Annotated in this window: 22 protein-coding genes, 5 pseudogenes and 2 CRISPR repeat arrays; of the genes and pseudogenes, 10 read left to right on the forward strand and 17 right to left on the reverse strand. The window is 38.6% G+C overall.

Annotated features, from left to right (window positions below):
• Positions 1–28: 28 nt before the first annotated feature.
• Positions 29–808, reverse strand: coding sequence for an elongation factor Tu (locus tag I3B46_RS12980; protein ID WP_053110723.1), 780 nt, complete (start codon positions 806–808; stop codon positions 29–31).
• A gap of 394 nt (positions 809–1,202) precedes the next feature.
• Here I3B46_RS12980 and I3B46_RS12985 point away from each other — a divergent pair, with 394 nt between their 5' ends.
• Positions 1,203–1,697, forward strand: a complete 495-nt coding sequence (locus tag I3B46_RS12985) for a hypothetical protein (protein ID WP_004918885.1) — start codon at positions 1,203–1,205, stop codon at positions 1,695–1,697.
• Positions 1,698–1,857: 160 nt separating this feature from the next.
• A CRISPR array of direct repeats spans positions 1,858–2,125; the repeat unit is 28 nt; unit sequence TTTCTAAGCTGCCTATGCGGCAGTACAC.
• A 244-nt stretch (positions 2,126–2,369) separates the two neighbouring features.
• Here I3B46_RS12985 and I3B46_RS12990 read toward each other — a convergent pair.
• On the reverse strand, positions 2,370–3,020 hold the full coding sequence (locus I3B46_RS12990; protein WP_014658149.1) for a DUF4431 domain-containing protein: 651 nt from the start codon (positions 3,018–3,020) through the stop codon (positions 2,370–2,372).
• 730 nt (positions 3,021–3,750) lie between these two features.
• Here I3B46_RS12990 and I3B46_RS12995 point away from each other — a divergent pair.
• Positions 3,751–4,743, forward strand: a pseudogene (locus I3B46_RS12995) (chitinase); the annotation flags it as partial.
• A 789-nt stretch (positions 4,744–5,532) separates the two neighbouring features.
• Here I3B46_RS12995 and I3B46_RS13000 read toward each other — a convergent pair.
• Entirely contained in the window at positions 5,533–6,135 is a 603-nt protein-coding gene (locus tag I3B46_RS13000; RefSeq protein ID WP_036943804.1) for a DJ-1/PfpI family protein, read from the reverse strand.
• Positions 6,136–6,730: 595 nt separating this feature from the next.
• Here I3B46_RS13000 and I3B46_RS13005 point away from each other — a divergent pair.
• Positions 6,731–7,069, forward strand: a complete 339-nt coding sequence (locus tag I3B46_RS13005; protein WP_163762058.1) for a hypothetical protein — start codon at positions 6,731–6,733, stop codon at positions 7,067–7,069.
• Positions 7,070–7,844: 775 nt separating this feature from the next.
• Here the strand turns inward: I3B46_RS13005 and I3B46_RS22700 are convergent.
• The gene (locus I3B46_RS22700) at positions 7,845–8,111 is read right to left on the reverse strand and encodes a hypothetical protein (RefSeq protein WP_004918857.1); all 267 of its coding nucleotides are present in this window, start codon (positions 8,109–8,111) and stop codon (positions 7,845–7,847) included.
• Positions 8,112–8,819: 708 nt separating this feature from the next.
• On the opposite strand from I3B46_RS22700, the gene I3B46_RS13015 reads away from it, so the two are divergent.
• Positions 8,820–9,476 carry a CPBP family intramembrane glutamic endopeptidase gene (locus I3B46_RS13015; protein ID WP_060561331.1) on the forward strand — a complete coding sequence of 219 codons (657 nt, stop codon included), beginning with the start codon at positions 8,820–8,822 and terminating at the stop codon, positions 9,474–9,476.
• Positions 9,477–9,696: 220 nt separating this feature from the next.
• On the opposite strand, the gene I3B46_RS22010 is transcribed toward I3B46_RS13015, so the two are convergent.
• The gene (locus tag I3B46_RS22010; RefSeq protein WP_004918846.1) at positions 9,697–9,831 is read right to left on the reverse strand and encodes a hypothetical protein; all 135 of its coding nucleotides are present in this window, start codon (positions 9,829–9,831) and stop codon (positions 9,697–9,699) included.
• A gap of 207 nt (positions 9,832–10,038) precedes the next feature.
• Between I3B46_RS22010 and I3B46_RS13025 the strand changes: the two genes are divergently transcribed.
• Both I3B46_RS13025 and I3B46_RS13030 read left to right on the forward strand, forming a co-directional pair.
• Positions 10,039–11,769 (forward strand): replication endonuclease, encoded by a 1,731-nt coding sequence (locus tag I3B46_RS13025; RefSeq protein WP_404935920.1) that lies wholly within the window; start codon positions 10,039–10,041, stop codon positions 11,767–11,769.
• A gap of 152 nt (positions 11,770–11,921) precedes the next feature.
• Positions 11,922–13,700, forward strand: coding sequence for an AIPR family protein (locus tag I3B46_RS13030; protein WP_163762059.1), 1,779 nt, complete (start codon positions 11,922–11,924; stop codon positions 13,698–13,700).
• 417 nt (positions 13,701–14,117) lie between these two features.
• On the opposite strand, the pseudogene I3B46_RS13035 reads toward I3B46_RS13030, so the two are convergent.
• From I3B46_RS13035 to I3B46_RS22015, 6 genes and pseudogenes are all read right to left on the reverse strand, one after another.
• Positions 14,118–15,205, reverse strand: a pseudogene (locus tag I3B46_RS13035) (IS3 family transposase).
• A 112-nt stretch (positions 15,206–15,317) separates the two neighbouring features.
• Positions 15,318–15,936, reverse strand: a pseudogene (locus I3B46_RS13040) (terminase small subunit); the annotation flags it as partial.
• Positions 15,937–16,302: 366 nt separating this feature from the next.
• Positions 16,303–16,731, reverse strand: coding sequence for a lysis protein (locus I3B46_RS13045; protein WP_169342347.1), 429 nt, complete (start codon positions 16,729–16,731; stop codon positions 16,303–16,305).
• Between the two features lie 18 nt (positions 16,732–16,749).
• Complete coding sequence (locus I3B46_RS13050) at positions 16,750–17,142, reverse strand: M15 family metallopeptidase (RefSeq protein ID WP_014658135.1); 393 nt, start codon at positions 17,140–17,142, stop codon at positions 16,750–16,752.
• Entirely contained in the window at positions 17,135–17,446 is a 312-nt protein-coding gene (locus I3B46_RS13055) for a phage holin family protein (RefSeq protein ID WP_167537612.1), read from the reverse strand. Before I3B46_RS13055 ends, I3B46_RS13050 begins: the two co-directional genes overlap by 8 nt.
• Positions 17,447–17,593: 147 nt before the next feature.
• A complete protein-coding gene (locus I3B46_RS22015) occupies positions 17,594–17,755 on the reverse strand; it encodes a helix-turn-helix domain-containing protein (RefSeq protein ID WP_163767551.1) in 162 nt (53 codons plus the stop codon).
• Positions 17,756–17,897: 142 nt separating this feature from the next.
• Between I3B46_RS22015 and I3B46_RS13065 the strand changes: the two genes are divergently transcribed.
• Positions 17,898–18,230 (forward strand): hypothetical protein, encoded by a 333-nt coding sequence (locus I3B46_RS13065; RefSeq protein WP_014658133.1) that lies wholly within the window; start codon positions 17,898–17,900, stop codon positions 18,228–18,230.
• A 332-nt stretch (positions 18,231–18,562) separates the two neighbouring features.
• Here the strand turns inward: I3B46_RS13065 and I3B46_RS13070 are convergent, their stop codons facing one another.
• The 5 genes and pseudogenes from I3B46_RS13070 to I3B46_RS13090 form a co-directional block, all read right to left on the reverse strand.
• Complete coding sequence (locus tag I3B46_RS13070; RefSeq protein WP_163762062.1) at positions 18,563–19,039, reverse strand: DUF1643 domain-containing protein; 477 nt, start codon at positions 19,037–19,039, stop codon at positions 18,563–18,565.
• Between the two features lie 36 nt (positions 19,040–19,075).
• On the reverse strand, positions 19,076–19,855 hold the full coding sequence (locus I3B46_RS13075) for an antitermination protein Q (RefSeq protein ID WP_163762063.1): 780 nt from the start codon (positions 19,853–19,855) through the stop codon (positions 19,076–19,078).
• Positions 19,856–19,899: 44 nt separating this feature from the next.
• Entirely contained in the window at positions 19,900–20,256 is a 357-nt protein-coding gene (locus I3B46_RS13080) for a Ref family recombination enhancement nuclease (RefSeq protein WP_141173636.1), read from the reverse strand.
• Positions 20,225–20,590, reverse strand: a pseudogene (locus I3B46_RS13085) (DUF1367 family protein); the annotation flags it as partial. The gene I3B46_RS13080 and the pseudogene I3B46_RS13085, both read right to left, overlap by 32 nt.
• A 9-nt stretch (positions 20,591–20,599) precedes the next feature.
• Positions 20,600–21,047: direct repeats of the CRISPR family, unit length 28 nt; unit sequence TTTCTAAGCTGCCTATACGGCAGTGAAC.
• Between the two features lie 561 nt (positions 21,048–21,608).
• Positions 21,609–21,779, reverse strand: coding sequence for a hypothetical protein (locus tag I3B46_RS13090; protein WP_004918798.1), 171 nt, complete (start codon positions 21,777–21,779; stop codon positions 21,609–21,611).
• A gap of 308 nt (positions 21,780–22,087) precedes the next feature.
• Between I3B46_RS13090 and I3B46_RS21815 the strand changes: the two are divergent.
• The 3 genes and pseudogenes from I3B46_RS21815 to I3B46_RS13100 form a co-directional block, all read left to right on the forward strand.
• Positions 22,088–22,291 (forward strand): annotated as a pseudogene (locus tag I3B46_RS21815) (integrase); the annotation flags it as partial.
• A 402-nt stretch (positions 22,292–22,693) separates the two neighbouring features.
• Complete coding sequence (locus I3B46_RS13095; protein ID WP_070926319.1) at positions 22,694–22,939, forward strand: DinI-like family protein; 246 nt, start codon at positions 22,694–22,696, stop codon at positions 22,937–22,939.
• Positions 22,936–23,226 (forward strand): hypothetical protein, encoded by a 291-nt coding sequence (locus I3B46_RS13100; protein WP_140187792.1) that lies wholly within the window; start codon positions 22,936–22,938, stop codon positions 23,224–23,226. Before I3B46_RS13095 ends, I3B46_RS13100 begins: the two co-directional genes overlap by 4 nt.
• 46 nt (positions 23,227–23,272) lie before the next feature.
• Here the strand turns inward: I3B46_RS13100 and I3B46_RS13105 are convergent, their stop codons facing one another.
• On the reverse strand, positions 23,273–24,652 hold the full coding sequence (locus tag I3B46_RS13105) for a phage tail fiber protein (RefSeq protein ID WP_196992987.1): 1,380 nt from the start codon (positions 24,650–24,652) through the stop codon (positions 23,273–23,275).
• Positions 24,653–24,681: the final 29 nt, after the last annotated feature.

The raw sequence follows: 24,681 nt of genomic DNA on the forward strand, positions 1-24,681 counted from the left end.
GATACCTTAAAACTATCATGATATTTCATTATTTCTCATTCTCTAATACAGTAATAAAAGCCATAGCTAACGTGTTATTTAATGTACCTAAGCATCGTGCATGTAAAGGGATCAATGTTGGCTTTTCTAACTCCAATACTATGTGAGAATAATTCCCACCTCTCTTTATGGGATCTTGGCTTCGAACAGTCGCATTACCAATGACATCCTGACAAGCAAATGCCAATACCGTTCCATCAGTGATGATAGTATTATCACTTGCTTCTTCCTTTGTAAACACATAGGCATAACTATGTATTTCAGTCATTAACGTGTTAGGCTCTGGACTAAATTTAGCCATAATATTTTTTTGTAACTGAAATTTTTCTGGAAAATCTCTTTCCCAATCATAATAAGCCCCTGTTATTTGGATTTCATACAGATCCAATAATTCGTTAACTTCCTTAACAACAAGTGTCATTAGCTTTTTAAAGTCATCATCATTAAGCATCTCTTTTGGTAAATGCTTACCATGATAATAAACTTGGACAGAATTATGACCTGATTGCCTTGCTATTAAGATGGATTCTCTAAGATTTTGAGTTGGTCCATCCGCCATGTTAATAACCAAAATAATACTGTCTTGATTAAATGCTTGTTTAACCTGCTGAATGAGTGAGTCATTCTTTCCATGAGTTACAAATGTTGCCCCTTCTAGCTCCTTAACTAAGGTATGCCTATAATCATCGCCAAGGATCATCACTGAGTTTTCAGCTGAGAATGCAAAAGATGAAAACAGCAACCCCAGTAATAAATATATTGCCTTCATTGACACGCATTTCCTCTTACTCTAATACATTAATGGTAATCTTTTCATACTAGTGTATTTTAATCAAAGATTATCTCACTTGACTAAGCAATAAATACAATGAGTCGTACCCAATATCATGGGTTAAGCGCCTCAAAAATTAGCCATCCCCAGTGTGGAAAAAATAATGACCATTTACTAAAGAGATTAATTGATAAGATATCCATGAGCAAGTTTGATTTGTAAGCCTATAAGCCCGTGTTTACGTCAATTCAGTGTGTTTTTATTTAGCATACTGTTATATTTATCACTCTAGGTAATTTTAAGATATTTATGATGTTTTTATCTAACATTATGTATTATTAATATTGGCGATAATCTTATTCTAAATCCAGAATTATGAGGTCAATATTAAATGTCTAAGTTTCAATGTAGCTGCGGTCATATAATTAGGGATAATACAGATTATCTTAGTTATAAGGCTTATTACATCTCTGATCAAGACTTCTATGATTTTCTTGATGAACTAGAAGGGGAGTCTAGAGATAATTTTGCTTCTGTAGCATACAAGTATGTAAGAGATATCTATCAATGTACTAAATGCAATAATATTTTTATCTTTAGAGGTGATTTTTTTCATGAATTTCAAGCAACACAGCCTGATAGCCACTCTCTGTTGATATCTAACATGCGTGATAAATGGCCTGGATTTTTAAGAGGATACTTCATAAAAGGAAAAGGTGAGATTTATTGGGAAACAAATCAACAAAGTGATTACCTCACAGGCCTTACCCGTGAACAGGTAGAGTCGACGTATTATCATAAGTTAAATGAGTTTCAATCATTGGGAATACTAAGAGATGCCTTTTTGCATGTTGATGGTGTAATGCTTCACGAATATAATCGATAAACTTTGCTGTTTTAGGTTATGTCAAATATATGGTTCCCGCATAATTTGTTTTACTTTCACTATTTGTTTTGGTTTTACAATTTCCTCTGGTGTTGCCAGCGATAGCGGGAGTTGCATCCGGAGTACACCAAAAAATCATCCATGAGTGCGATATCGCCAATTTCTAAGCTGCCTATGCGGCAGTACACGCAGGTAAGCGCGGAGAACTACAAATGTTTATTTTCTAAGCTGCCTATGCGGCAGTACACGTTTATTTGCCGGTGTGAAAGAGGGTAAGTTTTTTCTAAGCTGCCTATGCGGCAGTACACGTACACATTCCCTCCGTCTGCTAGGGTTGTCATTTCTAAGCTGCCTATGCGGCAGTACACAAAACAACGATTGCCCCTGCAAAAAATGCGCCTTTCTAAGCTGCCTATGCGGCAGTACACTATAAATTATCAGGAAAAAATCTTAGCGCAACAATAAATTACAACGATTTTATGCAAAATACCTTCATTTCTACGACATAATATAACTTATTATTTTTAAAGGAAAATTTTTTGAGCAAAAAATAAAGGGTAAAAAAAGATAAAAATATCGTACCTTCAGTCACTCATCACAAACGAATAGCAGGTTGCCCTATTTCATTTTTCTACGATACTTTATGTTTTCAGTTTTATGCCATACTGCCAATTACTTAACCAAAACATAATGTTCAACACTGCAAAGAACCGGAGTTTTGTGATGAATATTGGTTGCATGGTATAGGTCACAAGTGATATCTACCTTTTTACCTTGGATCTCTTTTAGCTGATTAAATTGATCTGAATTTCTTGGTGCTAAATGCAAAGCACCTATCCCCCATTCAGTGGGCTCTCCCTCACTATCTTCCGGTTCTTTTGATGAGACAGAAATTATATTATCTGTTCTTAATGTTAAGAACCCATCTGGTTTTTCTAATCTAATAACGCCTCTTAACTTTACTGGCGAATTATAATAATAATTAAATTCAGATATATCTTGCTCATCTACTGGTTGGCTAGCAGCAATATTTCTATAAATAATCGTTGAGCGATGATACCAATCTAGCAAGCACGACTTTGTATCGCAATTTTTAACCCGCAATTCCCAATTCTTTTTAACTAACCTCTTAAATTCATCGCTATTTCCAGTTACTAACTTTGCTTGCAGATAATCAACATATAATTCATCATCTGCTTTAGATAGCTCAGGAGTATTGCATATTAGTTTTTCCACATTACTCTGAGCCTTAGCACAATCAAAACTTGCAGCGTATGTGATTGAAGGGAACACAAATATTAAAAATAGAAATAATCTAATCATCTAAATTCTCTATCGCATTTTCATCGGTAGAATGATTCTAGCATTTTAACTAAAAGCGAAATACTCTATTTTTCTATTACGACTCACCACTGCAATCTCTAATTTTAGAATTTTGTTGTAATATCTTTGGCATCCTCCATAAAATAGACAATAAAGACCAAAGCAGATAATATTCCACTTATAAACAATCATTATCATTTATAAAATAAACACTAGCTATTCCGCTGCAACCAATAATACTAGCAGAATTACCTATTTTATTTTCTTGCACGGCTCACTTGATACGTCGCTTCTAGCTTCTTGCGAACCCCTGCTAATTTGTCAACATTATCAGATTATGGTTCATTTATTTATTTCACAAAGCTAATCGTCACTCGCTTCATAAGTGAAAACCGCGGCATGATACTGACAATAAATATCATCAATATAAATTGGAATAATAGCTATAAATAATATGTAACAATTACTGTCATAATTTATTTACTCTTTAGTGAGTCATTTGAAGATAGCCATTGCTATAAATACGCCTCCACTAATCTGAAAAATTATACATCTAAGAGCAAAACATTCTTTTTTGAAAGCATCCTATATTTTCCAGTCAGCTTGAATTTAATTTATTATTGGCAGGAAAAGGTTTCACCTTACCCTCGTTAAAAAAACGCATTATATCTTTACGCCCACCAATATTGGCGCGTGTGGAATTAATCTTACCTAAAATAACGAGGTTACTATGAGCTCAGATAACATTATCAATACACAAGTCGTAGATGACGCAGCCGCCATGCCGGATATCTCTAATAAAAAAATTATGATGGGTTTTTGGCACAATTGGGCCGCGGGTGCCAGTGATGGCTATCAGCAGGGGCAATGTGCCAATATGAATCTGACAGACATTCCTGAAGAATATAACGTGGTGGCCGTGGCCTTTATGAAAGGCGAAGGTATTCCAACCTTCAAGCCATACAATCTGTCGGATGCCGAGTTCCGCCGTCAAGTCGGAGTATTAAACAGCCAAGGCCGCGCAGTACTCATTTCCCTAGGTGGTGCCGATGCGCATATCCAATTGAAAACTGGCGACGAAGACAAGCTAACTAATGAAATTATCCGTTTGGTGGAAACCTACGGCTTTGATGGCTTAGATATCGATTTAGAGCAAACAGCCATTAGTTCAGCTAATAATAAAACAGTTTTACCTGCCGCATTGAAAAAAGTAAAAGAACATTACGCCGCCGAAGGGAAAAACTTTATTATCAGTATGGCGCCAGAATTCCCATATTTACGCATCAACGGTGCTTATCTAGATTATATCAATGCCCTCGAAGGATATTATGATTTTATTGCTCCGCAATATTATAATCAGGGTGGCGATGGTATTTGGGTTGATGAAACCACGAGCGGTAAAGGTGCTTGGCTCTCCCAAAATAGTGACGCAATGAAAGAAGACTTTTTGTATTACCTGACTGAAAGTCTAGTTACTGGTACCCGCGGTTATACAAAAATTCCACCCTCTAAATTTGTTATCGGTTTGCCTGCCAACAATGATGCTGCTGGCTCTGGTTATGTGATTGATAAACAAGCTGTCTATAATGCTTTTGCGCGTCTTGATGCCAAAAACTTGTCGATTAAAGGCCTAATGACTTGGTCGGTGAATTGGGATAATGGCAAGAGCAAGACTGGTGTGGCCTATAACTGGGAATTTAAAACTCGTTATGCCGCACTGCTCTAAAGGAAGCTACCTTGCAGCCGCTGTCACTACAATGTCATTGGCACTGACGGCCTTACTAGCTGGCAGATATAAATGACCATTTGTGTACGTGAAATGACAATATAAAGAGCCAATTTAAATAGGGTTAGTTATGTTTAAATATTTGGATAAGTATCTAACTTATGTATCTATATTAGGAATTATCATCCCATTTTTATTAATATTTTTCCTGAAAAATCCAAAATCTGTAAGCTTTTTTAGACATTCAATCCTTTTATTGCTAACCCTGATATTGGTACTTTCTGCAATATTCTTTATTCATTTACCGTGTATAGGATCTTTAGTGTTTCTTTAGCAAAGCGCATATACATAAGCCTCACTTCGGTGAGGCTTTATTTTGATGTTTTTGGTTAGTTGAGGGATCACTCAAATACTAATAATCACTGTAGCACATTGTTATATTAATCATCAGCTATGCGCAGTGATAAAAGGGGGTTGATAATAATGCTATCAAAACAGTAATACACCCGATAATATTAAAATAAGCCTTATCAAGGTCATTCATTGAGCAATATGTATAATTAAACACTCACCACGCGGCACCATTTTTTTCTATCAGCCCTGACGTTGTTCATCTATAACTGAACAATTCTGTTTTTGATTTTTCATCAATATTCAAGGTAAAAAATGACATATTTAATAAGAATAGCGATGCTATAGCACAAAACATAACCACCCGCTGAGCAGATGGTTCAGACTATTGCGCAATCCATTTCGCATTTAAAAACCAATAAAACTTATTGTAATTTAGTGTTGGGCTTCTGTAATTGCATTAACAATAATTTGTTCATATAACTCGTGTTGGTTTGCAGGTAATATCTGACGATGCATTTGTCGACGTTTGTCACTATCAAAAAGTTTTTCAGCTATCCACCCCGTTAAATATAAGGCGGATAAACACCCCCCTGCTGTACCGATATTACCACGAATAACCAGAGGCTTATCTTCAACGTCTGCTCCCATATTAATAAACGCATTTCTTGCATCGGGATGTGTCGTTGCTTGAATGTCATTCAATAATCCAAGCTTATGTAAGATAAAGGAGCCTGCGCAAATAGAACCAATGATTTGTTGCTGACTGTTAAGTTTAAAGGATTGCATAAAACTTTCATCGGCAAGTGCATTTGGCACACCTTGCTGACCGCTGCTGAATAAAACGACATCAGCTTGATTTGCAAGTGAGACGTGACCATCGGTTTCGACCTTTTGCCCAAGAGTAGATGTGTGAAAGGGTTTAGTGCCCAACACGCTAACATTCCAATCCTCACGGCAGCGACCAAAAATATCACGCATCAAAAAGTAATCGATATCAGTAAATTCATCAAAAATAATAATAGCAACATTAAACATTTTTATTCCTTATTAAATAAACCGCTATTTCCATGATAAATATTTATGTTGTTAAAGGAAGCGATTGCTGAGAGGGAAGCATTTACGGATAAATTTATATCCGCACCTAAAATACCTTTGTGTATTTGCCTTGCATTTAAGATAGTCATCTATGCTGTCACTAAGCTCAATAATAAAGCGATGCATCGCCTGCCTTCGGCTTCAAATTGACATACGCCACTGTTTAGAGGCTGACTTGGTAGCGTGATAAATTACTTTACAGACAGAATCATTGGCAGGAAATTTCACTAAATACAGTGTACAGATAGGCAATTATCTTACTGAATATTTTGAATCCATCAAAAAACGATTTGTCATGAAGTGACCGCATTTTGAACGACTATCCAAACACAGTCATGAGTCAATATCGTTCTTTTCTTCAGAAATAATTCAAGAGCTAAACGAACCATAGATCATTATGAACGCCTACTGCTGGCAGAGACCTGATCTTCTGTTTTGTCCTCAAAAATTGGAGAGCCAGTTGCTAGGGATCATTCACTATGACGGGTTATAAATATATAGTTATTTAAACCCTGAATTGCTAAAAGGCTTATAAATGAAGAATAAACACACCACTCAAGACTATATGCAGAAATTTATGATAAAACAAAATGAGGTGATAGTCCCTTACTTAAGGCAAGTGATTCATCCTACCGAATTAAAATCAGTATTTTGTATTTATGAGATGATTGAACAAGGTGAAAATATTTATACCTACTTAGTTAATGGAGAGATGGTTGTTATATTTGAAATTTCTCGAATCGACCACTCTATCACTCATGACCTAACCCTCCCTATTCGTGAATACGCTCAAGAAATAAAGGGAAGGCAATGGCATAGATATATCAGGGAATTACAAGCATTCGCTGAGCAAGAAGACTCTCAAGTCAATTAAAATATCACACAATGTATTTATTTGGTGAACATTGTTAGTTAGCGTCATTAAAGAAAGAGGGGCATGCAGTATCGGTTGCACCCTCCTTTGCTCAAGATGATGGCATCCCCCTTTTCTTTATATCTGCATATGTGTAGCGATGTTGCTTTTTGTTGACTTGTTATTTTAACTATTGCTGTTCCCGTATGGCTAGTTAATATAAATCCTATTCAGACTTAAATAAGATTTATATTGTTATATTTGAACGCAATCAGCACACGGGAAAGATTTTTGATATAATCGTATATATTTTAGTGATATATCTCTTGTTAACATTATTCTTTATATCTTTTCAATACTGGATACCTTCCCTTTCTAATCAGTATCACTTATTTGCTATTCAAATAAACACTTCTGTCTTACATAATTCTGCGACCTTAAAATCATGTGCTATCTGAATAACCAATAATTTTGTTAGCGAAATGAGCAGGTTGGTCGATGATGGTATTATCTATAGCTGAGGTGATAACACCTTCGACTTTTTTATACATAGGAAAATCGCCACAGTGAACTAGTCTATCTTTATCTTGATGATTGAGATGGCTGCTGTCTCCGTTTACTCACACAATTGTCTTAAGTCAAAAGGCCTAAATCAGAAACTTAACCAACCATCTCACTCAATAAGCGAATATTCTTTGGTCGCCATTCCATTAGCCATCTCTATGACCTCATTCTTTGGGGTAGTTAACTCATAACCGTTAAGCAGTAGATAAACACAACTCGCCATCATAGCGGTTCATTTATTCGCATTAGCAACCGGGTGGTTTCTTATCCAGCTTTTAATTAAAGATGAAACAAGAACAAACATATCATCTGTTTGCTGGTAATAGTTCACATGACTTGAACTTGATTGGGATAAACTAAGATCATTGAAGTTCAATACTTCTACTTCTATTGGCTCATTAAGAGTTTGCAGCACTATCAATACGCTGTTGATACTTTTTAAGTCATCAACTGGCAGATAAGTAATTCCTGCAACAAATTTCCCTGTGATATTCAGCACTCACTTTACCTTAGCTAATTTTCCATGGTTTTTTCGTGGCAAGCAAAACCAAGGTCAAATGCATTTTTAATTTACTCATCCTGAGTGTGATTTTTTGCTCGTGGCTGGCTTTGGTATTGCGATTTTACTTTTATTACGAGCAGGTATATTTACTTTTGCAGTGCGTGCCCCACATCAGCATCATTGTAAGCCTACGAGCTATACACCATATCTAGATATATGATAGCTATTACTCCAGATAAGAGTTAAAATTAAGTTTCATTAAGCTAATAGCATTGTTTTACATTATCATACGTATCATTCTCGCTCTGGGAGATTAGCGCCGCCTCATTACAGACGACGATATTTTGTTAGTGCGTTACTGATAAACCGTTTAGTCCATTCTTCCTGCCAAGGAAAGAGCAGTAAATGGAATATACGAGGGTAAGCCACACTCAGGATTACGTGGGTCGTTAATCATCCCCTAATCAATGATAAATTGGGCTGGATTGTCTTTGTCACATGCTCTTAATGCAGGAAATAGCTCAGTATTTTTAAATCAAATGGGAAGGAGTTGGCTTAGTCAATTCCTTACATTTAGGGGCTATTTAATATAATCCACTTAAGCGCTTCGACAATGGCAAATGAAACAAAACCAATATTTTTTGGTTTTTTATTGGTAATACATTAAAATCAATGTTTATAAACAACAAAACAATGTGGATAATAATGATATCTATGGACAGAGTTCTACACAGCTTGGTCTGCGTCAGTTTTTTTGTAGGTTGGTACTTAATTCAGTATGCCTTACTGGCATTTCCTGGAATAACCACCTATAACGATGCCTTAGCCGCTTGGCCCCTATTTACGATTCTATTTATCTTACCTTATTCCCTGTTCTCTCGAGCATATTACCAGAAACAAACCGGGCTAATGCCTTTCGGCACAGTACGATTTTCAGATCTCAGGCTTCCAATAATAGCAATGGTCATATTATCTGTTGCAACTATGTTTTACGGAGAAGATGAAACATCGATACTTGAGATGCTCGCCCTATCACCATTGCATCAGTTTATTCTGGTCGTGTCAGTCGTTTTCGCAGCGCCAATTATTGAAGAAATTATTTTCAGAGGCTTTTTACTGAATGCCGGAATGGGCTACGGCCCAAATGGCAAGCATGTGATGATTATTATCACCTCTGTACTATTTGCAATGATACACCATCAATATAATTCACCTGCCACATTTATTATGATTTTTGTGATGTCCGTTATTTTTTGCCATGTCAGAATTCAGACTAATTCGCTTATGGCACCAATTATTTTGCATATGATTAATAACGCCGTGGCAATGCTTTTATTGTTTCTTTTAAACGACACCCCCTAAGGGGCATCCTGCCCCCCACTTAAATGTGACTAACACATTTTTATTTAAAATAATGGTGCTTACCCCTACGGAAAACAGGTTCAATTTAGTTTCTGCAGATAAGCACCATTTATCTAAATTACTCCTTAAAAATGCATAAATTCTCAATGAATAAAACGTACGTAAAATAGGTGTAATTTTGCATAACCTATTTTTTCGCTCAAACGGCTATTTCCAGTAATTAACCCATTAGTTTTTTATAAGCGTCGGCAACTTCTTGTGAAATCATGTTTGCAACTTCGGTTTTGATAGGTTCGCCGCCTTTGCTGGTTAATTCAGTTCGGGTTTTCACCATCCCTAAATGTTGTGTGGCCATTTTAAGCGCATCACCTTAATAGCGAGTGATTGCCTCAACGCCAAACTTCCCCTCCTTCCCCCCACAAATAACTGGCAAGATGCACCGGCTAAAGTCCCCCAATCTGGTTTAGCCATCGTGTTTATCTTCTTCGCTGATTAAAAAGCCCACTCATAAAAATAGATTTTTGATTGTCCCGCTGTCACGTCATTAGATGCTCGCAAAGTTATTGCCGCCGTTCAGCGCCTAACCAATACAGATTATTGGTATCGCAAATTAAAAGCCCATCGTACCCAATGGCTTGAAGCCTTGATGATCGCAAATATGGATGTTTGCCAGAATCGCAACCCCTACGCCAGTAAACAAGCCATTCGAGCTGTGCAAGCGCAACGTTTATCTAATATGCAGTATTTACAAGGCATGGATATTGAAGACGTTGAAACGGGTGAGCGGTTTGATCTGTTCGATAAAGTGATGGCAAGTGTTTCAAACCCTGAAATTCGTCGCATGGAATTAATGGCGCAAATGGCCGGCATTGAACGTGTAGCGAAAGAACGTGGCGATATCGGTATGTTTATTACCAGGACCTGCCCTTCTAAATATCATCCAACAAAACTGCGTAAGCGTAAGAAAGACGTGATCGCTGCGCTTAATGGTAAATGGAAAAATGAGGCCTACACACCAAAAGACGGACAACAGTACTTAGTCAAAGTCTGGTCGCGTATTCGTTCTGCATTTAATGACAATAACATTAATGTTTATGGTGTTCGGGTTGTTGAGCCGCATCATGACGGCACGCCTCACTGGCATATGCTGTTATTTGTTGATAAAGCCAGCCGTGCAAAAGCCATTGAGATTATGCGTAAACGCGCTTTAAAAGAAGATGGTGACGAGGCCGGCGCACATAAGTACCGTTTCGAATGTAAGCACATGAATCGCGGCGGTGCTGTGGGTTACATTGCAAAGTATATCGCTAAAAATATTGATGGTTATGCGCTTGATGGCGAGATAGACAACGAAACAGGCAAAGATTTAAAAAGCATGGCGGCAGCGGTTACTGCTTGGGCTTCTACTTGGCGCATTCCTCAATTTCATTTTTACAAACTTCCCTCAAAAGGTGCTTATCGTGAATGCCGTCGGCTTCCGCGAGGCGTTTCGATTGCTGATCAACTCGGTGATGTTGCGGAGCGTGTTCGCGCCGCTGCCGATGGTGGCGATTTCTTTGAATATGTGATGTCGCAAGGTGGGCCATGTATTCGTCGTAAAGAAGAAACGATACGAGTTGCACGTGAAGTCAGTGATGTAAACACATACGGCGAAGAGGTGCAGAAAGTGGTAGGTATTTATAACCAGCTCGCAACCGGCAAACCAACACTCAAAACGCGTGAAAGGCAATACAAGATTGTGAAGAAAAACACCGATGCTGCGAACGATGGTCTTTTAAAAAGCGCCATCGGCGCGCCTCGGAGTCCTGTCAATAACTGTAGATCGCGGATCACATCAAATCTATCAGATGTGCAATTTTACGAGCCAGAGCACTGCTCTGGTGAAGTATGCAACATAGAGGAATACGGTTTTGCGTTTATTGAAACAGACGCTCAGAACGCGGCAGGAAGCGAAATTTCACAGGGTAGACAGCAGCGGCAAGTATCACGAATTGAATTAAATGAAGAGGAAAGCGAATTAAGGCCAGAAATTTGCAGTTTTATGCAGAAAACAGGCTTTGATCTGCCAACTGAAACCATGGCCAACATGTTTATTAAAGGTATGGCCATCAAAGATGATGACCGTATTTTCAGGTTTGACGGTAGACAAGTGCGGGTTATTGAGTCTGAATTAGTCATAAAAAAACGAATTCAAGCGGTAAAAATGAAAAAAGAAGCTGATTTACAGCGGAATAGGGAGCGTTGCATCGAAGCACTGGTGCGCATTAAAGAAAAATATAATAATGAACCATAAGGCAATAATCTAATTTAGAATATTTATTTTTACGATTGACAAATTATCTCAATATATTAATTTTATTCTCAATAAACGGCGATTTTAATTTTTCTTTTTGAAAAATAAAATCAGTACTAAATATATTCTCAGTATGACTTAATGGAATTTTTATGGCCTTTGTAACAGAATTAACACAAGAAGATAATGCAACTCCGGCTATGGCAACTGCCAACTTAACAGCAATCAGACTTGGTGTTACTTTACGTGAGCGGTTTGAAGAACATATTCATAAACGTGAATGTTCTATTGGGCAATCTGACTATGAAATAAAAATGGCAAGTAGAGCTATTGCTGCTTTTGTAATACACCATTTAAGCCAAGTTGATGATTATATTTCAGGGGCATCGGTATGTGATAGCTCTCACGATGGCGGAATTGATGCTATTCATGTAAATCACACTGAAAAAACTGTTGTTGTCGTACAATCAAAATTTTCCCAATCAGGTAGTTCAACATGGACAAACGCAGACTTTCTTGTATTTAAACAGGCGTGTGATCATCTAATCGAAGAAGAATATGAACGTTTTGATACTATATTACAAAGTAAGAGAGAAGATATTAGCAAAGCACTTAGTTCAATTGATTATAAATTCCTATTTGTTATGGCTCATACAGGAAAGCGTGGAGCGGCAAATATAATTCTGTCGGACATGCAACAATGGCAGAATGAACTAAATGAATCTGCATCTTTAACTAGCGAATTACCAAATAACGAATTACCTTTTCAAGTTCACTTAGTTTCCTCTGAAGATATTACTCAATGGAGACATGCACAATCATCAGCAGCCGTTGATTTAGACGATGTTGAATTAGAGCAATATGGGAAAATAGAAACACCATATACTGCATTCTTTGGTATAATTAGTGGTGATCAGCTATCCGAATGGTGGAAGCTACACTCCTCAAAATTGTTTACAAAAAATATTCGTAACTTACTTGGCAAAACAGAAGTTAATGAAGCGATAAAAGAAACCGCGCAAAATGACCCTGATAATTTTTGGTTTTATAATAATGGCATTACAGTTTTAGTTCGCTCCATTGAGCCACATAGGCGGAATAAAACAAATCAGCGAGATGTCGGACGTTTTAATTTTAGAGACGTGAGCGTCATTAATGGTGCTCAAACAGTGAGTAGTATAGGTTCACTAGATACTGTCGATGAGGATACATTAACAAAAATAAAAGTTCAGGCTAGATTCATACAAATTCCACAAGGCGCTTCAGAAGATATTATAAACTTAATAACTAGAGCTAATAATCATCAAAACCGAGTTCTAGGAAGAGATTTTGCATCTCAGCATCCTCAGCAACTGCGTCTACGTGATGAATTAATTATCGAAGGATACATATACCAATTACTCAGAAGCGATGTGTCTACCGATGAATTAGGGGAAAAACACATTGATATTGATGAAGCGCTAGATGCTTTAGCGTGCTTAAGTTGCAGGTCATCCACCTTATCACTATTAAAAGTCCAACGAGGTAAGTTTTTCGATAATCTTGAAGGACCTGCATACAAAGCATTATTTAACTCTTCAGTTAGTGGGGTCTCTCTCATTAATGCGGTTTTACACCACCGAGTTATTGATAACAAAATCAAAGAAATGCTAGTCTCAACTAACCGACAAGAAGATAAAAAACGCTATGGGATTCTTACTCATGCCAATCGCGTATTTGCTGGGTATATCCTTGATAATACACCAAGACTTAAAACTGCAAGGGAAATTATGACTGTCAATGTAAATCGAATTCATGATGAACTAGAGCGTATTTTATCAGTAACAGAACATTTCATTGAAGCAGAATACCCTACTGCATATCCAGCTCGTTTTTTTAGTAACGTAGATAAAATATCACTCACACTAGAAAAACTACGCGAAGAATCATAATTAGCTATAAGTTTAAAATATTGAACCGTCGAAAGACGGTTTTACATTTCCACGAACAACTTCCGCAATTCTCCGCCACAATCCGCAATATTAAACAAGGATCGTTACCTGCACGAAGCACCACCACTGGCGCGGCTCAGGCGATCTCTTGCAACTGCATGAAAAGCGCCCTATTTAGTGGGCAGGCGAGGCGGGGCTACGATTGCGCGGCGACATGTTTGTTGTTAATTATCCGTCCGCAAAATCTCAGCGTCACAGAGGCGTTAAAATCAATTATTCACCGCGATAGCAATTATTTTTGCGTTGCTTACAATGGTGCACAGAGCGCTTAAATCGCTGTTTGATGAGGTTTAATTTCTGCGGATTAGTCTTGGTGGTGCGGTAATCCCCCGTTTTTAACCGAGGTTATAAGTAGAATCAGGTCATTCGTTGTAGATGTTGCATTGGGGTATAGCCATTCAACGCCATGTTCGGTCGTTCGTGATTATAAAACCATTGCCACCGTGTAGCATAGTCTTGTAATTCATCCAGTGATGAAAACAAGTATTGCCCTAACCATTCATAGCGGACTGTCCGATTATAACGCTCAATGTAAGCATTTTGCTGCGGATTACCTGGCTGGATAAAGTTTATTTTGATATCTTGCAGATTAGCCGATGATATCAATATATTACTGGTGTATTCTGGCCCATTATCACAGCGTATGGAAACCGGTTTTCCTTTCCACTCAATAAGTTGCTCTAGTACTCTTACAACCCGACTCGCCGGCAGGGAAAAATCCACTTCAATAGCTAATGCTTCACGATTAAAATCATCGATGATATTCAATAAACGGACTGAGCGCCCATCCGACAGTTGATCATGCATAAAGTCCATTGACCAACATTCATTGCTCGTTTCGGGTACCGTCAGTGGCTCGGGCTTATCCCGTTTTAGGCGTTTCTTCGGCTTTATTCGCATGTTCAGTGACAACGCACAATAAATTCAGTAAACCCTTTTGTGGTTAAATCTTAAGTTTTTTACGTTTCGAAGGTATAAAAAGCACAAGCCAAATCCCCAGTTGCGCTGGCTATCAGTGATGCGTATCAGCCAGTCAGCTATTGCTTCATTTTCTTTACTCAGTTTAGCTTGATAACGATAGCAACTTTCGCTCACTACAAATAACTGGCAGGCAAAACGTACGCTGATATTCCGTATTTTGACAGCTTCTTGCGCCATCCGCTTTCGATGCGATGGCTTCACCACTTTTTTGCCATAGCTTCCTGAATGATCTCAGCTTTCAACCTTTCTTCTGCATACATTTTTTTGAGGCGGCGATTTTCCTCTTCCAGTTCTTTCAAGCGGGTCATCATGGAAGCATCCATCCCACCAAAGCGTGAGCGCCACTTATAAAAACTGGCGTTGCTCATACCATGTTCGCGGCACAGTTCAGAAACAGGCGTTCCCGCCTCAGCTTGCTTAAGGATGGTGATAATTTGGCTATCGGTAAAACGTGCTTTTTTCATAGAGATCTCCTCAGTTCAGATTACGAGAAAATTCTACTTATTAATACACCGATTTTTCGGGGGGATTACCGGGGCGCTTTATTGGCTAACATGTTTTTTTCACAGCATCTTAATATTCGACCGCATCACGCCACTGATAATTAAATCCAAATCCCCAACAATGGCGACAACATAATCGACGATATTCGGTTAGCTCATTTACGTCTGCAGTTGCAATATCCCACCACATTTTTAATACGGCATCTTGGGTTATCTCGGTTCTACGTTCTCGTTCTGCTAGCGCGTCCGCGATTGCTCTTGAAACCTTAGCATTTCTTAGCATTCGAGTAGCATTTACATAAGCTGTATTGCCTTCGCCTTTATAACCGGCTCGCTTATATGCAGCAGCTCGATTTAAGTCGATAAGATACTCGTTAACGAATTTGACTTGTGAGTCATTAAGCCCGTAGTTGCGCACATCAAAGGTATTTTCATCATCGTGCGCACTATCATGTTCTCTACTCTGCGCAGTTGGTATTGCGCTATTACATATAGACTCTTTTGCGCATTCTTTTTCGTGCGCAGTGCGCAATTTCTTTTGCGCAGATTGCGCAGCTGGCCTTTTAATATATCGCCTTGCTGTTGCGTAATTAAGTCCCTGGTCTTCACTCCACTCTTTAGGGGATATTCCTGATTTAGCATGCTCGGTGAGGAACTGTTGCTGTAGCGTCCCCCCAATCCGGTTTAGCCATCGTGTTTATCTCCTTAGCTCATTAAAAAGCCAATCAGTGTGAATAGGCTTTGTGATGAGATACAATCATAAAAATGAAACTACTTTGTCGGGACAGTTAAATTATAATGTTGGACTTTATATCTCAATATCACATCATATCCATAACTCTAGGGGTATTATCTGCAATTTTTTGGGTGGCTGCCGCATTCGTAAAATCTAAAGTAAGCCCAAATCGAGTTCAATTAACATTTGGAGACGGGAGAGATCCTGTTGATTTACATAATTTTCTATTAACTACTAGCAAGCAAGCTCGCTTTAATGGAATAGCCGCTATTTTTGCTGCTAGCTGTGCTATTTCACAAATATTTGGTATTTAGATTCTCAATTACCAGCATTCCTTTTTTACATATTCTTGCAGTCCCTTAATCATCTGTTCTGACTCTGCAATTCGCTCTCTGAGTAACCAATAATTTCGGATAGCGGAGTCAGTAGGTCTGGCGGTGATTGCATCATCCAAGCCGGTGGCGGTGGTGCCTTCGGCTTTTTTACAGCTGGCTTTGATGTACACCCGCTCAGGATTGCGCTCAGCAGCAACACGCAGCTTGTCAATTTCAGTTTTTGCATTTGTTAGCTCTTGGGTATGTTTAGTATCGAGTTCGTGAAGGGAATCAATACGCCGTTCGTAGTTTTGAATGCTATCAATGAGCTCTGAGTTTTCTTTTTTCAGTAGATTATTACTATCGTGAACAGTAACAACCCACCACCCCAGCCCCACTACCATGATAAATAGCCAAAATGACTTATCGAATTTCATTACAAACCCCAATAAGCATTAAGCCGGATATGATTTATGTGTTAATTGGAAATGAGGACCATCTTTAAAGCTCTTCCAGTTTCCGCCCCACTCTAGATCGACATTAAGCTCTTTGGCAGCTTGCAACATTGCATCAGCAACTAACTTGAACTTAGACCAATCGTTCCACGGAATTTCACGATTAACCAACGGTGCGCAGTCAACAGCGTGTCCAGTTAAGTGGCGACTATTCATAGTCTGGCTAGCGCCATTTTTCACTAATTGTCGTTGGCGAGCTTCAGTTCGCTTACCTTCGATAACCATAAAATCAATATTGGTTAACTCGATCGCTCGACGGGTCACTTTAACTAAGTCCGGATGAACACCACGTAAATTCTCTTCACTGCGTTTACTGAATTTAAATTTACTCACCTGATACCTTCCTTAAAAAACGCTTTTCAATTGTTTTAATGAGTTCAGCACCAGACCAGCCAGCAAAGCCAGCTGCTCCTCCAGCTATTTCAGGAACCCATTGATAGTAACTAGATGCAAGAAATACAATTGCGCCAGCAAATACCGCAACAATTGCTTGTAAGATAAAAGTCCGCCAGCTGAACCTCTCTCCGTTTAAAACCTTATATGCATAGCTGGCAGCCACGCCGAGCATGGTCATCAATAAGATAAGCACCTCGCGGAACCAGCTATAGTTATTTGGATCTCTATGTGGCATACGCATATCCACCCCCGATGGAGTGTTCCATGATTTAGTTAATAGGTAGCCAACCGCAACGTCATTGCAGTAATTAAACGTGTTAATAGTGATTTGCGGTGGCTGTATACGAAAAAGGCCGCACTAGGCGACCTCTTGGTTAGATGTTTTGCACTATAATAATGAAAGGGTTAGTCTATGCCCCATTGCAATAATAGCTTGATTAATAGTGTCAATTTTAGTTGAGTGTTGAAGATTAAAAAGCCGGGTGATTTCCTGCTTTTTAACTCCCATCTCTCTCGCTAGATCTGACTGTGTTAATTTTGAATCAACCAATCAATCAAAGATACTCACTTAAATACAAAAAACACATTCCATTAAATATTTTAATATTAATTAGCTTTTGTTGCTTTAATTAACTACAGTTAAATTGAATTTCAAAAACTTAGTCTATTAATAAAATTTAAGCGAGGTTTTTATGGAAAGGCGCCGTTATATAGTTTTCAATGTTAAAGGGTTTTCTAGTATATATAATGACTTTGCGGGGGAGGATATTCCTTTTAGGTTAATGCTAGAAAGAGCTAGCGGAGGGACAGAGGTGGTTAATTTAAATCTACACTCAAAACTTGACATGATGTTCTACCAAACACTGCTCTCATATTGCTATGGATCGCCATCTTTTTCAAACCCTAATAATTTATTAGGCCCTAAGTATCTAAGGGCTGGAATTTCGTTAGATGATAGCGGCCTGATTGGCTTTGATATGTCAAACAACATTATACCAGACAATGATGTATATGACGATAATTAATAATTAACAATAAATAATCAACTTTCGATATTTAAGCCATTTGATACTGAATGGCTTTTTTCTTTAATTCATCTAATTACTAACTTTAATCATATAGATATGCTTAATTCAGCAATAAGCCACTTAACAATATCAATAAATTAAACCCACTCGAACTCATCAAACCCCTCAAAATCATCAAACATATATAAACCTCTATAGTGCGAAAAACCCCGCGATTGCGAGGCCTTTAATTGGTTTAATGCGACTAGGTATAGAATGCCCATTATTAGAAGATAATAAGCCAATTTTATGCAAAATGCAAAGACTCTTACTTTAAGTGTTGATGTGCTTTACTTAAACGGAGTTGGTTCAAAATCAAGACTTAGCCCTCTCGTATGGCTTGGTTCTCCGCTTTTGTTTAGATTTAAATAAAATAACTTTTCTAAAAATAGCTTTTTAACAACCTCTGATCTTCCATTCAATTGCCCAAGATCGCCCCACATGGCTACAATCATATCGACTTTGTCAGCGTTATCCTTCAAATATATATCATTCTCAACCCCAATTGGGTCTGAGCTATTCAGCAGTTCTTTCGGGTCTGTTGATACTAATCCAAAAAGGTTGCACATAATGATACCACCGAATCCCCACGCTTTGGCCCTATTGATACATGTTGAAATAGTTCTGTCGGTGACTTTGTCAGTTGCTTTGGACGGATTTAGTCCAATAAACATAACCGTTTTTAGATCCTGGTCCCATATGCGTAACAGCTCATATCTATAAATATTGCGTTCTGAAAATTTAGCCGATTGTTCAGTAAAAACCATAAGCCTCACCACATTTAATTCATAGCACCATTAAACTTACTTAATCACTGAGCTAAATTTACGCTCAGCGATGCTTTCCTCAATATAGCATTTAGCTGTTAATTTCTCATAAAATGGTTTCCAATTTCGTGACCATGACGATTGGGTTAAATCGGGTACTAGGTGCTTTATTGCATTGTAGGCTACTGAAGATGGCACACGGTTGAAACCTTTACCCGCGCAACGAGGGCAATCTTTAAATACAGGCACGCCCTGCAGCTTAGTTTGAATGTCATCTAATACCTTACCTCGCCCTTTGCAGCGGCAACGGTGCGCTATTTGCCCTTTTCCATTGCAAGAAACACATAACTCATCCACCTTTTCATTTTCAATCCATGGCTCAATAACCACTGCTCCGTCTAGTCTCGTTATACCAGGATGTTTGACTACGTCCTTACGCTTATAAATAAGGCCCTTACCGCTACATGCTGAACATGGAAAAACTGAACCTGCTGAACGGGCATAATCTTCAAATGCCATCTTGGCCAGAATAATTAAGCAACAACCCAATTCCTTACCCGCGGCTTTACGAACTAGTTTAGGTGCTACTTTAAGTGCATATTGGGTCAGCGCCTCTACTGTAGAAAATTTATCTTCTTCGCTGATATCATTCTTCGCTAGAAAGGCTGTCATACCGAACTTAGCTTGTGATTCAGTCATCCCCATAGCTGCCATGATATCTGTTCCCGTTATTCGGTCAGGAGATGTACAACCTGCTACATTACCGAATGTAGGTGACTTAGGGTGAAAGTTTTTAAGTGTATTTTCGAGTTTCATTGGTTCACCACCTATTACACATCAACAATATTTTTTAATGGCTATCAGATACGACATGCGCGCAGCTCCATGACTTCTCTTTTGGTTTGCTCAAGCAATTCCGCTTCGGTACCGTGAATTTGCTGCCATGTTTTTGGGGCCGCATGAAAGCCGGTGTCATAGCTAGCGCGGTGATGAGGCGGGCATAACGGCAATACATCTTTATGACTAGCACGCTGCGCTATTCCCTGCCCTGTTCGTGTATGATGGATTTCCGCAGGAATTGCCCCATACCCCATGTTTCTACAACAAACACAGCCAAGTTCGGCTACATCTGATAACCACTGCTTCTCTTCTTTGGTCTTTGTTTTTGGGTCATTGGTCTTGCCTCTAGGTAAAATCCAATAGCTGGCCAGCTGCATTTTCAGCAGCTTGTTGGGTGGGAAATTTACGGAATAGAATGAAGCTCCAAAGCACATCGAGTGTGGCTTTGTAGAGTTCGCCAAAAGCTAGGTCATCCATTCTTGCAAAGCTGATTGATTTAGCGACACGGCGTAGGCTACCGTCTGGCATTTCGAACGTTTCATAACGGCCAGATTGCTCTACTACCCAATAGCGGAAAGCATCAAAGGATTTGGTTGCTGGGATATTGTGAGCACGTTTTTGTGCTACATCGTCTAAATAAACATCTGTAGCTGACTGGAGGGCATCATCATTATCGGTGTAGTAAGCAAGGAATTTAACGTAACCACACACTGCTATCTGTTTCTAAGCTGCCTATACGGCAGTGAACAAGATAATTGCTATCCAAAACGTGTTTATAGATTTCTAAGCTGCCTATACGGCAGTGAACCAGTTGAGGCAGGTTGTGAGCCTTGTTTGTATTTTCTAAGCTGCCTATACGGCAGTGAACGTCTTGGTGGTGCGTCAGCTGGCATGGCAATATTTCTAAGCTGCCTATACGGCAGTGAACTGACATAAATACTACTAATTCCTGAGCTAAGTTTTCTAAGCTGCCTATACGGCAGTGAACAGCGCGAAAATAGAAGCGCGCACCTGCTTTAATTTCTAAGCTGCCTATACGGCAGTGAACACTCGCACCATGATCACATCGCCCCGAAGTCATTTCTAAGCTGCCTATACGGCAGTGAACATGAGCAAATGGCTATTGATGCCTTGTTTAATTTTCTAAGCTGCCTATACGGCAGTGAACTATAAATTATCATGAAAAAAACCATGTTCAACAATAAATTACATCTGATTTTATGAAAAATACCTTCTATATTTCAGTGATTCTTAACACATTGATTTTTAATCAATAAATTTCAAGTAAAAAAATAAAGGGTAAAAAAGAGGAAAACAGTGCATCTTCTATACCCATCAAAATTAATAGTGACACGTTAAATTTGAACTATCTGTGAGATTTTGTGACATCAATTTTAGCCCGTGTCACCCATGAGTTACCCAGCATTTATGAGCCTCACTTAAATAACTATCAGTAGCTGATCATTACCTCCCTTACACACTTTTTATTCAGCACTACCGAGCGGACACAATGAACAGCCATCAATGCTCACATAAAAAGATAGTTGGCTACGTTATACAGCGCCCTGCCTGACCTACATATTACGCAATTTCTTGGGAGAATCTCTAATCCCTGTTCACCAAGAAATAGCTCTATCTTAGTCACACCTAATTCCTTTTGTCGTTTGCGTTTTTCTATTTTACGTTATGCGGCTTTTGCCATTAGTCCCGTTTCTTCATTTTAACTACACTAATGCACGGAACAAAAACGTTCAATAGATAGCTCATCGACCCTAGCGCCACCTAAATTTGCCAAAAATGCTATTGTTGAAAGCACATCTTTTTCGCTTGTTGCGACAAAAAGAGTTATGAAAGATTGTTGGTTCCATAAACCACTTGCTTTATAAACCGATTTTTTCATTTTCACTCCAACTAACTACATTCAATAACCTGATGACAAAACGGCTTTATATCCTCTACAAGGTACGTAGTTATATGATGGGAGCGATTTTATTTTTTCCAAGTATGTAAGTTTCATACTTTCATTACTCACAAATATTTTAGTCTGCCTCTGAAAAACGCCCAATGTACCTCAGGTGCCTTTTTAATCTTCACCAGCACTCGCTCTCTGTCTATTTTGATGCAGTCCTCGTCAGCAAGACGTCTTGTCGCTGAAAAAGATCAACTCATGAAAGCAGGTATTTATATTAAGCAAGCTAAAAACAGGTAAAAGCTAAAGAGGAAGCTGTAAAAAAATTTCCTTATTTAGATTTTAATTTTACGTTTCATGATTTGAAGGCCAAAGGAATATCTGATCTGGAAGGAACGCTGAGTGAGAAACAAAATATTTCTGGCCATAAAACACCATCACAGACTGCACGATATGATCGAAAAGTAGTAATCGTTCCAACGGTCGGAGGGCAAAAGCGTTAGTGAATGGGGGAGTTAGTAGCGAAAGTTAATAGCGAAATAATAGCGAAAGGTGATTTCAGTCACAAAAAAAGCCACCTAAAAGGTGGCTTCTTTCTTTCCCTAACTCGTTGATATTCAACTGAGTTTTTATTTGGTGCCCAGGGCGGGACTTGAACCCGCACAGCCTAAAGGCCGAGGGATTTTAAATTCATATGCATTATATTATAAAACAATAACATATGATTTTTTTCATAATATAGTGAAAATGTAACAGTTAGATAAAACAACATATTACAGTAAAAGACATGATGTAATTATGAAGGTCTAACCGAAAAATTTTGCATGCAAGATACTTGAAATATCCTAATTTACTGTATACAAATACACTGTGTATTTAAACAGTTCAAATAGGGGGTATCTACCATGCCGCGTATAGAAATACTCTTTGATAAAGAGTCAAAACAAAAGCCTTCTGATAAAACACGTAACGCCCTGCAGGAGCAAATCATTAAAAAAATTGGCGATAGATTTGGCCCATTAAGCCTTCGTGTTGCTATGAGTTCTTCACAGTCAGTTACGATCAGTGGCACAAAAACAGATGATGAAAAAGAAGAAATAGGCCAACTTTTGGAAGAAATCTGGCAAGATGACTCATGGGTACCAGCATGAAAAATAATGAAACTAAAAACTCTGAATTTTTCGAAGCAGAATATATTCCTAAGTTAGAAAAAACTCAAATCGCTATTGATAATCCTCCTGGTTTCGTATTTATAAAAATGACGTTATCAGATCCTAGTTTTAATAAGGATTCTTTAAAAATGGAAAATGTTAAAAGAGAACCTATACAATCTTTTATGCATGAACAAGTAGCTAAAGATTTATTGAAACAACTAGAAAAGCATTTTTATGGTGATCCAGCCTCGCGTGAATTAGGCCATAAAAAATACTTGATGTAATTTGAATATGCGCCAACTACTCGAGCTGGCGCATTAGTTTTTATTGCTACTCTACCTGTTCCGCAGCTTCCTGCTCTACCCTTTCAGCTTCCAATTCAGCCTTCTTAGCATCCTCCTCCGCTTGCCTCTCCGCCTCCTCTTTCGCCAATCGCTCGGCTTCTGCTTGTTTGAGGTTGTAGATGGAATTCACTGGCATTTCGACACGCATATCTATCCAGCGAGACTCAGGTACGTCACACGGCTCATAGTTTTCGTAGTAAACAGGGTTGCCGTCTTTATCTATGTGCTTGATGCGCTTGTTCTGAAAACGCTCCGGTAGGTCAGCGTTCTGTTGGTGGAAAACAAAAACTTCAATATCACCATCTGGTCTCACCTTGTAATCAATAAGCACCATGTTTTTACCGTTATGGTCTTGAGGGATGACAAAGCCGTTATCGATCCCCCATGCACCATCTGCATTAAAGCCTACAACACCTTTAATGAGGTAATGGCCTATACCAAGGTGCTCCATTTCAACGCCTTCTGACTCTTCGTTAAGCTCAATGTGATCAGCAAATAATTTCACAATTGGCGATGCTGCTTTTAAGTTGCCGTTGGAGTCTTTGGTTGTGTTTTTATCACTATAAAAGATACATCGTTCTACTCTAGCATCGCTTCCGCCCTTTCTTACAAGTTGCAACCAATCTTTGCCGAAGTTCCCCAACAATAATACCTGATTGTTTATTGAATTATTGTATTTAGTAACAATACATGAACCGTAAAAATCCGTTATGCCAAGCTCTGTCATTCCTTCGACGTTGTGTGATGCATTAAAAATACCAACTTTATTTTTTTCAAAATTTTCGACACTCCCTAGGTAGCTACCATTCATAGAGCCTCCTATCCCATAATCACCAACTTGCATTAGCGTGCCGTATTTGTCAGGCAAGACATGCGTCCCTTTAGTCGATTTGATTGCGTTCTTACTGAAAGTCACATCACCAGAGATAGTTCCACCCGCTTTATCAAACTTCCCATCAAGCTGCTTATCCATTTCTTTCGCCGTTCTCAGTTGCTGTGTCGTACCATCGGGTAACGTCACTGTAATTGTACCGCTTTCTGTAGCCCATCGATTTAAGATATCGCTGAACTGCACATTCGCAATGTTCATTGAGACAATTTTGTTTGTAGCATCTGAAACTGAGTTCACCATCGTTGTCAGTATTTGATACGGTGCGTTGCTCACCGATGCAGGCACAGGAAAACTCAGTGTTATCTCTGTGTTGCTCTGAATAGACGCAATGCTGTTAATGTAAATTGTTGAGCCGTTTTGAATTAAAATAACCTGCTCTGCGGATACTCGCGAGTTGTTCTCTTTCCACTTAGTGCCTGTTCCCACTAATTTTGTGCTGTTCGCTGTCGTTGTGACTGTACCGATGTTGTACATAATATTCTCCGAAATTTAGATACAAAAAA

This window comes from Providencia sp. 2.29, assembly GCF_015832305.1.
Lineage (GTDB): Bacteria > Pseudomonadota > Gammaproteobacteria > Enterobacterales > Enterobacteriaceae > Providencia > Providencia stuartii.